The organism is Pseudomonas sp. MF09156, assembly GCF_059862305.1.
In genome coordinates this window covers 240,374-253,361 of sequence record NZ_JCBCUR010000005.1, presented here as the reverse complement: position 1 = coordinate 253,361, position 12,988 = coordinate 240,374, and the positions used below count along the sequence as shown (strand labels likewise).

Here is a 12,988-nt window from a genome sequence, read left to right as displayed (position 1 = left end):
GCCCGAAGGCGGCTTTTGTGCTCAGTGCAGAGGGACTGCTCAGCCCGCCAGCATCGGGTAGGTAAACAAACCGAAATGCAGGAGGTTCAAGCCAAAGTGCGTGGCAATCGCTGCGCCCAGGCCGCCGAAGCGGTAGGCCAGGCCATACCCCGCGCCGGCGATACTGGCCAGCAGCACCCACTGCCAACCCGCGCCCACATGCACCAGGCCAAACAGCAGCGAAGCCAGTAGCAAGGCGAGGTTTTCGCCATAGGGCAGTTGTTTGAAGCGCCGGCTCAGGCCGCCCTGGATGTAGCCGCGAAACAGTGCCTCCTCAACCAGGGTCACCAGCAACAGGTTGTTCAACACCCAGAGCCAGGCCTGGTCCGGCCATTTGGGGGCCCAACTGATGATGCCCAGCAGTACCGCACCGCCAAGGGCGGCGATGGTGGTCAGGGTCAAGGCCAGGGCCGTGGCGTAGATCGACAGGCGCAACGGGCGGCGAGCGACGATCCACGGGCAGGCGAGCAGCAGCCAGAAGCCGATCAGCGGCTTGTCCTGGTTCAGGTACATCGAAAAGGGCACGGCATCGGCCGTGAAGCGCTGTGGGTCGATGCCGCGACCGTTGTAGAAACCGGGCAGCCAGTGCATCGCCAGGCCCAGGGCCAATACGATGAACAGGCCATGGCCGAGGTAGCGGGCCCAGGGGATGTGTTGTTGGCGCACGGCATACCCGGCGCCCCCCAGTAAACCGACCGATACCAGCGCCAGCAACCCCAGTTGTCCATAGGTCAGGGCCAGCGCATAGCCAATCGAAAGAAGCGCCAGGTACAGCCAGGGTAAAGCAGCAAACATGAGAAGTCCTTGTGACGGTCAAGCGGGCGCTCAGCATTAATCGGCGCCCAGGAATCAGCGGCCGATTATACGGAGCGCCATTGATCACTTAAATGAAAAAACCGCCATCTGGACATTGGTTGGATGGCGCGGCGGCAACTAAGCTTTTTTCACGCTTACGAACAGAGGGAGTATCTGCTCAGCAGGAGTTGAAGGTGTATCTGTCAGGCGGAGTATGCAGCGCAAGAGGCGTGTTCCCGACTTTCAGAGGCTTTTACAATGAATGATCATCAACTGATTAAAGAATGGGCCGACGCATGGTCCACTTCCTCCAAACAGCGATTTCTCGCGATCTTTGCAGATGATTGCATTTACGAGGATGTCGCGGCTGAAATGAAAATGAAGGGAAAACCCGAGTTAGGCGGGTTTTTCGACTTGATCAGGCAAGCCTTGCCGGACTTCAAGGTGTTCGAGGAAGTGATCAGCCTGGGAGAGGGCGGCGGCACTATTCAATGGCATATGACAGGCACGCACAAAGGGACGTTGTTTGATCGGGCTGCAACCCATAAAGAGATTTTGGTTCGCGGGGTGTGCGTGATTAAAACCGCCAATAGTAAAATCATCGAGTGCACGGATTACTACAATATGGCCACGTTGTTCAAACAACTGGGATTTAAAGACCAATAAACCTGTGCTGAACAAACAGCACACCCCTCAGCGAGAGGTGTGCTGCGCGGTTTACGAAGCGATCAGTTGACGCAGTACATAGTGCAGAATCCCACCCGCCTTGAAGTATTCAACTTCATTGAGGGTGTCGATCCGGCACAGCACCTCGACCTTCTCGCTGCGGCCATCCTCGCGGGTAATCACCAGCGTCAGGTTCATCCGTGGCTCGATCTGGGCATCGGTCAGGCCGAGAATGTCGATCTTCTCCTTACCGGTCAGTTGCAGCGCCTTGCGGTTCTGGTCCAGCTTGAACTGCAGCGGCAGCACGCCCATGCCCACCAGGTTGGAGCGGTGGATGCGCTCGAAGCTCTCGGCAATCACCGCCTTGACCCCCAGCAGGTTGGTGCCCTTGGCGGCCCAGTCGCGGCTGGAGCCAGTGCCGTATTCCTGGCCGGCGATCACCACCAGTGGCGTGCCGGACGCCTGGTACTTCATGGCCGCATCGTAGATCGGCATCTTCTCGCCGGTGGGAATGTAGAGGGTGTTGCCCCCTTCTTCGCCGCCAAGCATTTCGTTGCGGATACGGATGTTGGCGAAGGTACCGCGCATCATCACTTCATGGTTGCCACGGCGCGAGCCGTAGGAGTTGAAGTCCCGCGGTTCCACGCCCTGTTCGCGCAGGTAACGGCCGGCCGGGCTGTCGGCCTTGATATTGCCGGCCGGGGAGATGTGGTCGGTGGTTACCGAGTCGCCAAGCAGGGCCAGGATATTGGCACCCTGCACATCCTTGATCACCGGCAGCGGCCCGGCGATGTCATCGAAGAACGGCGGGTGCTGGATATAGGTGGAATCTTTTTGCCACACATAGGTCGCGGCCTGTGGCACTTCAATGGCTTGCCATTGTGCGTCACCGGCAAACACCTCGGCGTATTCCTTGTGGAACATGCTGGTGCTGACCTGGGCCACCGCGTCGGCGATCTCCTGGCTGCTGGGCCAGATATCGCGCAGGTAGACCGGCGCACCATCCTTGCCGGTGCCCAGGGGCTCGCTGCTGATATCAATGCGCACGGTCCCGGCCAGGGCATAGGCCACCACCAGCGGCGGCGAGGCCAGCCAGTTGGTTTTCACCAGCGGATGCACGCGGCCCTCGAAGTTACGGTTGCCGGACAGCACCGACGCCACGGTCAGGTCGGCTTTCTGGATGGCTTTCTCGATAGGCTCGGGCAATGGCCCGGAGTTGCCGATGCAGGTGGTACAGCCATAACCCACCAGGTCGAAGCCCAATTGGTCCAGGTAGGGGGTCAGGCCGGCGGCGTTGTAGTAGTCGGTGACCACCTTGGAGCCTGGCGCCAGCGAGCTTTTTACCCAGGGCTTGCGGCTCAGGCCCTTTTCCACGGCTTTTTTCGCGACCAGGCCTGCAGCCATCATCACGCTGGGGTTGGAGGTGTTGGTGCAGGAGGTGATCGCGGCGATCACCACCGCGCCGTTTTTCAAGCGATAGGTCTGGCCTTCAAAGTCGTAGTCGGCTTCACCCACCAGGTCGGCGTTACCCACCGCGACACCGCCGCCGCCTTCACTTTCCAGGCGACCTTCTTCCTTGCTGGCAGGTTTGAACTGCAAGTCGAGGAAGTCAGTGAACGCCTGGCTCACATCCGGCAGCGAGACTCGGTCCTGCGGGCGTTTGGGCCCGGCCAGGCTGGCTTCTACGGTGCCCATGTCGAGGGCCAGGCTGTCGGTGAACACTGGTTCTTCACCGGCATTGCGCCACAGGCCCTGGGCCTTGGTGTACGCCTCGACCAGCTTGACGGTGGCCGCAGGCCGGCCCGACAGGCGCAAGTAGTCCAGGGTCACCTCATCGACGGGGAAAAAGCCGCAGGTGGCGCCGTATTCCGGGGCCATGTTGGCGATGGTCGCGCGGTCGGCCAGGGGCAGGTCGGCGAGGCCGTCGCCATAGAACTCGACGAATTTGCCCACCACACCTTTTTTACGCAGCATTTGCGTGACCGTCAGCACCAGGTCGGTGGCGGTGATGCCTTCTTTCAACTTGCCGGTGAGCTTGAAGCCGATCACTTCCGGGATGAGCATCGACACCGGCTGGCCGAGCATCGCCGCTTCCGCCTCGATCCCACCCACGCCCCAGCCCAGGACGCCGAGGCCGTTGATCATGGTGGTGTGGGAATCGGTGCCCACCAGGGTGTCCGGGAAGGCGTAGGTGCGGCCGTCCTCGTCCTTGGTCCACACCGTGCGGCCCAGGTATTCCAGGTTGACCTGGTGACAGATGCCGGTCCCCGGTGGCACCACGCTGAAATTATCAAAGGCGCTCTGGCCCCAGCGCAGGAACGCATAGCGTTCACCGTTGCGCTGCATTTCGATATCGACGTTTTGCTCGAAGGCATCGGCGTTGCCGAACTTGTCGACCATCACCGAGTGGTCAATCACCAGGTCCACCGGCGACAGCGGGTTGATGCGCTGCGGATCGCCACCGGCCTTGGCCACGGCGGCGCGCATGGCGGCCAGGTCGACCACGGCGGGTACGCCGGTAAAGTCCTGCATCAGTACCCGGGCCGGGCGGTACTGGATCTCGCGGTCGGAGCGACGCTCCTTGAGCCAGGCGGCCAGCGCCTTGAGATCGGCTCCGGTCACGGTTTTTTCGTCCTCCCAGCGCAGCAGGTTTTCCAGCAGCACCTTGAGGGACATCGGCAACTTGTCCAGGTCACCCAGGCTCTTGGCGGCTTCGGGCAAGCTGAAGTAGTGGTAGGTCTTACTGTCGATTTGCAGGGTCTTAAGGGTTCTCAGGCTATCAACGGATGACATTACATGACTCCTTATGGTCCGCACGGCTACGGACCTGACGGGACGAACAGAGCTTTCAACTTAGCCCTGTTTTCAGTAGCAGGCTAATAACTGGACTCTATGGACAAGTCCAAGGTTCCGAACTCAGCTATCATGCGCGCGTTTTCATGACAGGCATTGCGATAGAGCAAGCCAGTTGCCAGGAGATTCAATGAACACCCTTTTTATGCACTGCCGCCCGGGTTTTGAAGGCGAAGTCTGTTCCGAGATCGCGGAACACGCCGCGCGCCTGAACGTTTCCGGCTATGCCAAGGCCAAGACCGGCAGCGCCTGCGCCGAATTTGTCTGCACCGAAGAAGACGGCGCCCAGCGCCTGATGCGCGGCCAGCGGTTTGCCGAGCTGATCTTCCCAAGGCAGTGGGCGCGTGGGGTGTTCATCGACTTGCCAGAGACCGACCGCATCAGCGTGATCCTCGCGCACCTGCGCGATTTCCCGGTGTGCGGCAGCCTGTGGCTGGAAATGGTCGATACCAACGACGGCAAGGAGCTGTCGAACTTCTGCAAGAAATTCGAAGTGCACCTGCGCAAGGCCCTGCTGGCCGCCGGCAAACTGGTCGAAGACCCGAGCAAGCCGCGCCTGCTGCTGACCTTCAAGAGCGGCCGCGAAGTGTTCATGGGCCTGGCCGAGTCAAATAACTCGGCCATGTGGCCGATGGGCATCCCGCGCCTGAAATTCCCCCGTGACGCGCCAAGCCGCTCGACCCTCAAGCTGGAAGAGGCCTGGCACCACTTTATCCCCCGGGACCAGTGGGACGAGCGCCTGCACGGCGACATGACCGGCGTGGACCTTGGCGCAGCGCCGGGCGGCTGGACCTGGCAGTTGGTCAACCGAGGCATGCTGGTGACGGCGATCGATAACGGCCCCATGGCCGAAAGCCTGATGGACACCGGCCTGGTGCAACACTTGATGGCGGATGGGTTTACCTTCACCCCCAAGCAGCCGGTGGACTGGATGGTCTGCGATATCGTCGAGAAGCCGGCGCGCAACGCAGCCCTGCTGGAAACCTGGATTGGCGAGGGGCATTGCCGCGAAGCGGTGGTCAACCTCAAGTTGCCGATGAAACAGCGTTATGCCGAAGTGAAGCGCCTGCTGGAGCGCATCGAAGAAGGCTTCAAGGCGCGAGGCATCCGCGTGGAAATCGGTTGCAAGCAGCTGTACCACGACCGCGAGGAAGTGACCTGCCACCTGCGCCGCCTGGATGTAAAGAAACCCAAGGCCCGTTGATCCTGTGGCGGGCACCGCTCCAAAATGTGGGAGCGGGCTTGCCCGCGATAGCGTTATAACAATCGAAATCAATGTTGAATGTGCCCACGTCATCGCGGGCAGCCCGCTCCCACACAGGGGCGGATCTGTTTTCGGAGTGAAGTATGAGTCAGTTTTCGGATGTACCCGTCGACGGCACCCTCGACGCCACCGGCCTCAACTGCCCGGAACCGGTGATGATGCTGCACCAGCACATCCGCGACCTGGCACCGGGCGGCCTGCTCAAGGTCATCGCGACCGATCCCTCTACCCGTCGCGATATCCCCAAGTTCTGCGTGTTCCTGGACCATGAACTGGTAGAGCAGCGCGAAGAGGCCGGTACTTACCTGTACTGGATCCGCAAGAAGCTCGCTTAAACCGCCGTGCGGATGCGCTTGCGCGCACTGCGTGCCAGGCGCACTACCAGCATCGCCGCCGCGCAGCTGAGGCCGACGATCAGCCCCTGCCACAAGCCGCTCGGGCCGTTGGCCTGGCCCAGCCAGTCGGTCAGGCCCAACAAGTAACCCACCGGCAGGCCCACGCCCCAATAGGCGAACAGGGTCAGGATCATGGTCACGCGGGTGTCCTGGTAGCCACGCAGGGCGCCGGCGGCGGTCACCTGGATCGCATCGGAGAACTGGAACAGCGCCGCAAACACAATCAGCATCGCCGCCACCTGGACCACCTGTGGGTCGGCGGTGTAGATCGTGGCGATCTGCTCGCGAAACAACAGCATCAGGCTGCACGACAGGCAGGCATAAGCCAGTGCGGTGCCCATCCCCACGCCTGCGGCGAAGCGCGCTTCACGGGGTTCGCCACGGCCCAGGGCCTGGCCGACCCGCACGGTCACGGCCATGCTCAGGGAGTAGGGAATCATGAACACCAGGGAGCTGAAGTTCAGGGCGATCTGGTGCCCGGCCACCACAGTTGCGCCCAGGCTGCCGATCAGCAGGGCGATCACCGCAAAGATGCTCGACTCGGCAAACACGGCGATGCCAATCGGCAGGCCGATGCCCAGGATGCGCTTGATCACCGACCATTTCGGCCAGTCGAAGCGCTTGAACAGCTCGCTGGCTTGATAGACCGGGGCCCAGCGCGTCCAGGCGGCGAAGCCCAGCATCATTGCCCACATCACGATCCCGGTGGCCCAGCCGCAGCCCACGCCGCCCATGGCCGGCACGCCGAAATGGCCATAGATGAACACGTAGTTCAGCGGGATATTCAACGCCAGCCCGCCCAGGCCGAGGATCATGCTCGGGCGCGTGCGGCCCAGGCCGTCACTGAAACAGCGCAGTACGTAATACAGCGCCACCGCCGGCATGCCCGCCGCGATGCCGTGCAGGTAGCCCATGCAGGGGGCGATCAGCTCGGGGTCGACGTTCATCGCATGCAGGATCGGCTCGGCGCTGATCAACAGCAATGCCGCAGTGCACCCCACCACCAGCGCCAGCCACAACGCCTGGCGCACCAGCGGGCCGATCTCGGTGTGGCTGCCGGCGCCAAAGCGCTGGGCGACTTTGGGGGTGGTGGCCAGCAAGGTGCCGGTCATCAACAGATACACCGGGATCCAGATGGAATTGCCCAGGGCCACCGCCGCCAGGTCCCGCGCACTCACGCGCCCGGCCATCACTGCATCGACAAACCCCATGGCAGTGGTTGCCAGTTGCCCGATCATGATCGGCAGGGCCAGCGCCAGCAGGCTGTGGACTTCCCGGCGAACGCGGGCAGGGCGGGAGAGGGGCAGAGTGGCAGTGTTCACGTGCAGATGTCCGATAAGGGGGAGCGCAGGACGGCGCATTCTACGCCTTGACGGGTAGGTCAGGAAAATACCTGTGTAGCGGATTTGTAAACGCGCCACAGGCTGGTGCCTGTACACTGCGGGTCCGCCAAAGGAGCCTGCCATGTTGATTGTTGCCGACGAAAATATCCCGCTGCTCGATGCGTTCTTTGAAGGTTTTGGCGAGATCCGCCGGGTGCCGGGCCGCGCCATCGACCGCGCCGCCATTGAACAGGCCGATGTGCTGCTGGTGCGTTCGGTGACCAACGTCAACCGGGCGCTGCTCGAAGGCACGCCGGTACGGTTTGTCGGCACGTGCACCATCGGCACCGATCACCTGGACCTCGACTACTTTCAAAAGGCCGGTATCCAATGGTCCAGCGCGCCGGGCTGCAACGCCCGTGGGGTGGTGGACTATGTGCTGGGCAGCCTGCTGACCCTGGCTGAAATCGAGGGTGCGGACCTGAACCAGCGCACCTATGGCGTCGTCGGTGCCGGTGAAGTGGGCGGGCGCCTGGTCAAGGTGCTCAGGGGCCTGGGCTGGAAGGTGCTGGTCTGCGATCCACCCCGCCAGATTGCCGAAGACGGTGACTACGTCAGCCTTGAGCAGATCATCGAGCAATGTGATGTGATCAGCCTGCATACCCCGCTGAAAAAATCCGGCAGTGGCTCGACCTGGCACCTGCTGGATCGCCAGCGCCTGGAGCAACTCAAGCCCGGTACCTGGCTGATCAACGCCAGCCGTGGCCCGGTGGTGGATAACACGGCGCTGCGCGAGGTGTTGCTTGAGCGCGAAGACCTGCAGGCGGTGCTGGACGTGTGGGAAGGCGAGCCTGAGGTGGATGTCGAGCTGGCCGAGTTGTGCGTGCTGGCGACCCCGCATATCGCCGGCTACAGCCTGGACGGCAAGCAGCGCGGCACGGCGCAGATCTACCAGGCGCTGTGCGCGCACCTTGGCCAGCCGGCGCGCATCCAACTGAGTGACTTGCTGCCCGAGCCTTGGCTGGCCGAGGTCAACCTGCATGCCAGCACCGACCCGGCCTGGGCCCTGGCGACGTTGTGCCGCAGCGTCTACGACCCGCGCCGTGACGATGCGGATTTTCGCCGCAGCCTGGTGGGCACTGTGGAGCAGCAGCGCAAGGCCTTCGACCTGCTGCGCAAGCACTACCCGGATCGCCGCGAGATTGACGGCTTGAAGGTGCGGATCAGCGGGGAGTCGGCGGCGTTGCACAGCCTCGTCAACGCCCTGGGCGCAAACCTTTGCTGATGTACACAGCGTAGGCATAAAAAACCCGGCCACCGGGGCCGGGTCTGAAAGAGCTGGGGCGTATCAGCCTTGCTGGGCAGGCTTGACCAGTTTCTGCTCCAGTTCGGCGCACGCGCCCTGGATCATCTCTTCGGTAATCTGCACTTCGCGGCCCTGGGCATCGATGTACGAGCAAGGCAACTGTTGTGGCTGGCGGATTACTTCAACTTTGTCAGTGCTGCTGTTTTGCAAGGACATGGCCTGTCTCCTCATCAGGTTGTGTACCTACTCTAATTCCCCCGCGTGACCGAGCTGTTACAACTCCATGGCCCGTCGACGGATCGAATGCCCAGTCCAGCAGAAATCACTTTGGATTTCCAGCCGCACTTTAGACCGATAGCCTCTAGGGCCTAGTCTTGCCGGGCATAATTAACCTGACTCATTGTGATTTACCCAAGTTCAATCCGATTGCGGTGTAGGCTTGAGGTTGTCTTCCTCAGGTGATGCTCTCCATGCTTTCAGCCCGTCAACGCCGCGCCATTCGCCTGGCCATGCGCTTTATCGCCCCCTATCGCTGGCAGGCCGTCGGCGCCTTGCTGGCGCTGATTGTCACCGCAGGCATTACGTTGTCCATGGGCCAGGGCATCCGCCTGTTGGTGGACCAGGGCTTCATGACCCAGTCGCCGCACCTGCTCAACCAGTCCATCGGTCTGTTCATGATCCTCGTGCTGGGCCTGGCGGTGGGCACGTTTGCACGCTTCTACCTGGTGTCGTGGATCGGCGAGCGGGTGGTGGCGGACATTCGCCGGCAGGTGTTCAATCACCTGATCTACCTGCATCCGGGGTTCTACGAGAACAATCGCAGCTCGGAAATCCAGTCGCGCCTGACCGCCGACACCACCCTGCTGCAATCGGTGATCGGCTCATCCCTGTCGCTGTTCCTGCGCAATGCGTTGATGGTGATCGGCGGGATTGTGTTGCTGTTTATCACCAACCCCAAGCTCACCAGCATTGTGGTGGTGGCATTGCCGCTGGTGCTGGCGCCGATCCTGGTCTTTGGCCGCCGCGTGCGCAGCCTGTCGCGCCAGAGCCAGGACCGGATTGCCGACGTCGGCAGCTACGTGTCCGAGACCCTGGGCCAGATCAAGACCGTGCAGGCCTACAACCATCAGGTGCAGGATGAGCAGCGCTTCGCGGTGACGGTGGAGGAGGCGTTCACCACGGCGCGCAAACGCATCGTGCAGCGGGCCTGGCTGATCACCCTGGTGATTGTGCTGGTGCTGGGCGCTGTCGGCGTGATGCTGTGGGTGGGTGGCATGGATGTGATCGCCGGGCGCATCTCCGGCGGTGAGCTGGCGGCCTTTGTGTTCTACAGCTTGATCGTCGGCAGCGCCTTTGGCACCTTGAGCGAGGTGATCGGCGAGTTGCAACGGGCCGCCGGGGCGGCGGAGCGGATTGCCGAGCTGTTGCAGTCGAACAATGACATCCACGCGCCTGCCACGGGCGTGATCACGTTACCGCAGCGGGTCAGTGGCCGCCTGGAGCTACAGGATCTGTACTTTTCCTACCCGTCGCGTCCCGATCGCTTTGCCATCGAGGGCCTGAGCCTGAGTATCAAGGCCGGAGAAACCCTGGCCCTGGTCGGGCCGTCCGGGGCGGGCAAGTCCACTCTGTTCGACTTGCTGCTGCGCTTCTACGACCCGCAACAGGGGCAGGTGCTGCTCGAAGGCCAGCCGCTGACCAGCCTCGATCCTTTGGACCTGCGCCGCTGTTTTGCCTTGGTGTCCCAAAGCCCGGCGCTGTTTTTTGGCAGCGTCGAAGACAACATTCGCTACGGCAACCCAAAGGCCAGTTTTGCCCAGGTCGAAGAGGCGGCGCGCATTGCCCACGCCCACGATTTCATCCTGCAAATGCCTGACGGTTACCAGACCCACCTGGGGGATGGCGGCATGGGCCTTTCCGGCGGCCAGCGCCAACGCCTGGCGATTGCCCGGGCCTTGCTGGTGGATGCGCCCATCCTGTTGCTGGACGAGGCCACCAGCGCCCTGGACGCGCAGAGTGAACACCTGATCCAGCAGGCATTACCGCAATTGATGCAGGGGCGTACCACCCTGGTGATCGCCCACCGCCTGGCCACGGTGAAAAACGCCGACCGGATTGCGGTGATGGATCAGGGGAAATTGGTGGCTGTGGGCACACATCAGCAGCTGATTGCCAGCAACCCGCTGTATGCGCGGCTGGCGGCCCTGCAATTTAGCGAAGAACCCGTGTAGGGGAGGGGGGGCTGGCGATGGCGTCCGTGAGATCGCCATCGCCAGGTCGGCTCCTACAGGTCATCGAAATAACGTTCGTGCCAGTCCACCAGCGGTTGTGGTGAATTGAGCTTTTGCCCGTAGATCACCGAATAAGACAGCACGTTTTGCACATACTGGCGGGTTTCGTCGAACGGGATGCTTTCCACCCACACGTCGAAACTCAGGTGGTCCGCGCCACGCAGCCATTGGCGTACGCGCCCAGGGCCGGCGTTGTAGGCGGCGGAGGCGAGCACGCGGTTGCCGTTGAACTGGCTGTGGACCTGGCTCAGGTAGGCGGCGCCGAGCTGGATATTTTTGTCCGGGTCCAGCACCTGCTGCGGTGACGCCAGCGGAATGCTGAACTTGCGTGCGGTTTCCTTGGCGGTGGCGGGCATCAATTGCATCAGGCCGCTGGCGCCGACGCCGGAACGGGCGTCATCCATAAACGCGCTTTCCTGGCGGGTGATAGCAAACACCCAGCTCGAATGCAGGCCACGGACCTTGGCTTCACGCACCAGGGTGTCGCGGTGGGCCATGGGGAAGCGGATGTCCAGGTCGTCCCAGTACTTGGCCTGGCTGATGGTGCGGATCGCCGGGAAGTACCACTTCATGTCATAGGCGAGCTTGGCCTGGGCGACCATTTCGTCACGGTTGAAGTGACGGCTGACGTGATACCACTCGCGGCGGCCGTCGACGATCTGGCCGCGGGCATAAAACTCCAGGGCGCGGCGTACACCCGGGGTATTGCGCACCTTGTTGACCAGGGCCTGGCTCATCACCAGCGGCTGGTTATTCAGTTGATACGGAGCCTGGGAGCGGTCTGCGGCAAGGAAGCCATAAAAATCCCGCTCCTTTGCCAGGCCTTTGTACAGGACCAGCGCTTGCGGGTTCTTCGGCTCGGCCAGCTCCAGGGCGCGGGCCTGCCAATAGCGCCAGCGGTTGGTGGTGGCCAGGTCCTGGGGCAGCTTGCGGGTCAACTGATAGGCATCTTCCCAGCGGGCCAGGCGCAGCAGCAGGCGCAGGCGCCATTCGGAGACGGTGTTGTCACGCAGCTCCGGGTCGTATTTGGTCATCACGTCCAGGGCGCGCGGGTCGTAGCGGCGCGCCAGGGTCAGGCCGATTTCCCGGGCGATGGACACTTTTTCGTCGCGCGAGAAGTGCATGCTGCTGGCATACCCATCCAGCAGGGCCATGGCTTGTTCCGGGTCCTGGCGCGCCAGGCGGCGCAGGCCCAGGCCGACGGCGTCGGACATGGCTTCAGTGGCGGGCAGGAAGCGCGATGGGTCGCTGAGCATGGTGGGCTTTTGCGCTACATCCACCATCAGGCGGCCCTGAGCACCCAGGGTGGGCAGGGTTTTCACCAGGCTGTTGGCCAGGGGATAGTTGCGGGCCTCGGCGGCCAGCTTGGCGCGGTCCCAGATTTTCTGTTCGGTCAATTGCCCAGCGGCGGCCCACTGGCCAAAGGTGGCATCACAGGCGGCCGGTTGGGATTTGCCAGTCATCCACAGGGCTTCGGCAGTCTTGTAGCCTTCGGCCTTGAGGTTGTGGCTCAACTGGTACTGGCCATGCAGGCAGTCCAGCTCGGTGAAATTGAGCTTGGCGTCGTAGTACTTTTCAAAGGTCTGCCAATCACCACGCTCGGCCAGCCAGCGCAACCAGCGCAGCTTCATCCAGTTGGCCTGGGGCAGGTCGCCATGCTTGGCCAGGAACTGTTCGATTTCCTGGTTGTTCGCGGACTTCAGGCGAGCGGTCAGCTCGTCGTAGGCCAGGTACGGCGTCAGCGGGTAATCGGCCAGGGCCTGGCTGTATTGCATGTAGGGGCCGGTATCGCCTTTGGCCAGGGCGCGCTTGGCTTGGTCGTAATATTGGCGTTGGGTGGTCAGGTCCACTGCCTGGGCGGTCTGGACGGCGGTGGAGGAAAGAAGCAGGCAAGATAAAAAGCTGAAAAGGCGACTGCGCATGAGACGTCCGTGCAAAGAAATCAGGACTAGTGCCGGCGCCGCCGACACTGATTGCCCCTAGCTTAGCCTTTTGCCCGCAGCCGGTGAAAGCTTTGCAGGCCGCTTCGCTGAAGTTCTCAAGAAATGTCCTACAGA

General features: G+C 62.3%; 10 protein-coding genes. 5 read left to right on the top strand and 5 right to left on the bottom strand.

Annotated features, from left to right (window positions below; all coding sequences use genetic code 11):
* Positions 1–39: 39 nt before the first annotated feature.
* A complete protein-coding gene (locus AC19YY_RS15090; protein WP_169954195.1) occupies positions 40–834 on the bottom strand; it encodes a CPBP family intramembrane glutamic endopeptidase in 795 nt (264 codons plus the stop codon).
* A gap of 258 nt (positions 835–1,092) precedes the next feature.
* On the opposite strand from AC19YY_RS15090, the gene AC19YY_RS15085 reads away from it, so the two are divergent.
* Positions 1,093–1,500 carry an ester cyclase gene (locus AC19YY_RS15085; RefSeq protein WP_169954194.1) on the top strand — a complete coding sequence of 136 codons (408 nt, stop codon included), beginning with the start codon at positions 1,093–1,095 and terminating at the stop codon, positions 1,498–1,500.
* A 51-nt stretch (positions 1,501–1,551) separates the two neighbouring features.
* Here AC19YY_RS15085 and acnA read toward each other — a convergent pair whose 3' ends face one another.
* On the bottom strand, positions 1,552–4,293 hold the full coding sequence (gene acnA / locus AC19YY_RS15080) for an aconitate hydratase AcnA (protein WP_170043335.1): 2,742 nt from the start codon (positions 4,291–4,293) through the stop codon (positions 1,552–1,554).
* A 190-nt stretch (positions 4,294–4,483) separates the two neighbouring features.
* Between acnA and rlmM the strand changes: the two genes are divergently transcribed.
* Both rlmM and tusA read left to right on the top strand, forming a co-directional pair.
* Entirely contained in the window at positions 4,484–5,557 is a 1,074-nt protein-coding gene (gene rlmM, locus AC19YY_RS15075; RefSeq protein ID WP_029300064.1) for a 23S rRNA (cytidine(2498)-2'-O)-methyltransferase RlmM, read from the top strand.
* Positions 5,558–5,700: 143 nt separating this feature from the next.
* A complete protein-coding gene (tusA, locus tag AC19YY_RS15070; protein ID WP_076961259.1) occupies positions 5,701–5,952 on the top strand; it encodes a sulfurtransferase TusA in 252 nt (83 codons plus the stop codon).
* Here tusA and AC19YY_RS15065 read toward each other — a convergent pair.
* Positions 5,949–7,334, bottom strand: coding sequence for an MATE family efflux transporter (locus AC19YY_RS15065; RefSeq protein WP_169954292.1), 1,386 nt, complete (start codon positions 7,332–7,334; stop codon positions 5,949–5,951). The two genes, tusA and AC19YY_RS15065, sit on opposite strands and share 4 nt — an antisense overlap.
* A 142-nt stretch (positions 7,335–7,476) precedes the next feature.
* On the opposite strand from AC19YY_RS15065, the gene pdxB reads away from it, so the two are divergent.
* Positions 7,477–8,619 (top strand): 4-phosphoerythronate dehydrogenase PdxB, encoded by a 1,143-nt coding sequence (gene pdxB / locus AC19YY_RS15060; protein ID WP_170043337.1) that lies wholly within the window; start codon positions 7,477–7,479, stop codon positions 8,617–8,619.
* Positions 8,620–8,682: 63 nt separating this feature from the next.
* Here pdxB and AC19YY_RS15055 read toward each other — a convergent pair whose 3' ends face one another.
* The gene (locus tag AC19YY_RS15055; RefSeq protein WP_029300072.1) at positions 8,683–8,856 is read right to left on the bottom strand and encodes a PA1571 family protein; all 174 of its coding nucleotides are present in this window, start codon (positions 8,854–8,856) and stop codon (positions 8,683–8,685) included.
* 245 nt (positions 8,857–9,101) lie between these two features.
* On the opposite strand from AC19YY_RS15055, the gene AC19YY_RS15050 reads away from it, so the two are divergent.
* Complete coding sequence (locus AC19YY_RS15050) at positions 9,102–10,871, top strand: ABC transporter transmembrane domain-containing protein (RefSeq protein WP_169954281.1); 1,770 nt, start codon at positions 9,102–9,104, stop codon at positions 10,869–10,871.
* A gap of 53 nt (positions 10,872–10,924) precedes the next feature.
* Here AC19YY_RS15050 and AC19YY_RS15045 read toward each other — a convergent pair whose 3' ends face one another.
* Entirely contained in the window at positions 10,925–12,853 is a 1,929-nt protein-coding gene (locus AC19YY_RS15045; protein WP_169954291.1) for a transglycosylase SLT domain-containing protein, read from the bottom strand.
* Positions 12,854–12,988: the final 135 nt, after the last annotated feature.

What these genes read in the sequence shown, in the direction of transcription:
- tusA (WP_076961259.1), top strand. Translation starts at nt 5,701, where the DNA reads ATGAGTCAGTTTTCGGATGTACCCGTCGACGGCACCCTCGACGCCACC.
- AC19YY_RS15090 (WP_169954195.1), bottom strand. Translation starts at nt 834, where the DNA reads ATGTTTGCTGCTTTACCCTGGCTGTACCTGGCGCTTCTTTCGATTGGC.
- AC19YY_RS15055 (WP_029300072.1), bottom strand. Translation starts at nt 8,856, where the DNA reads ATGTCCTTGCAAAACAGCAGCACTGACAAAGTTGAAGTAATCCGCCAG.
- AC19YY_RS15045 (WP_169954291.1), bottom strand. Translation starts at nt 12,853, where the DNA reads ATGCGCAGTCGCCTTTTCAGCTTTTTATCTTGCCTGCTTCTTTCCTCC.
- AC19YY_RS15050 (WP_169954281.1), top strand. Translation starts at nt 9,102, where the DNA reads ATGCTCTCCATGCTTTCAGCCCGTCAACGCCGCGCCATTCGCCTGGCC.
- acnA (WP_170043335.1), bottom strand. Translation starts at nt 4,293, where the DNA reads ATGTCATCCGTTGATAGCCTGAGAACCCTTAAGACCCTGCAAATCGAC.
- rlmM (WP_029300064.1), top strand. Translation starts at nt 4,484, where the DNA reads ATGAACACCCTTTTTATGCACTGCCGCCCGGGTTTTGAAGGCGAAGTC.
- AC19YY_RS15085 (WP_169954194.1), top strand. Translation starts at nt 1,093, where the DNA reads ATGAATGATCATCAACTGATTAAAGAATGGGCCGACGCATGGTCCACT.
- pdxB (WP_170043337.1), top strand. Translation starts at nt 7,477, where the DNA reads ATGTTGATTGTTGCCGACGAAAATATCCCGCTGCTCGATGCGTTCTTT.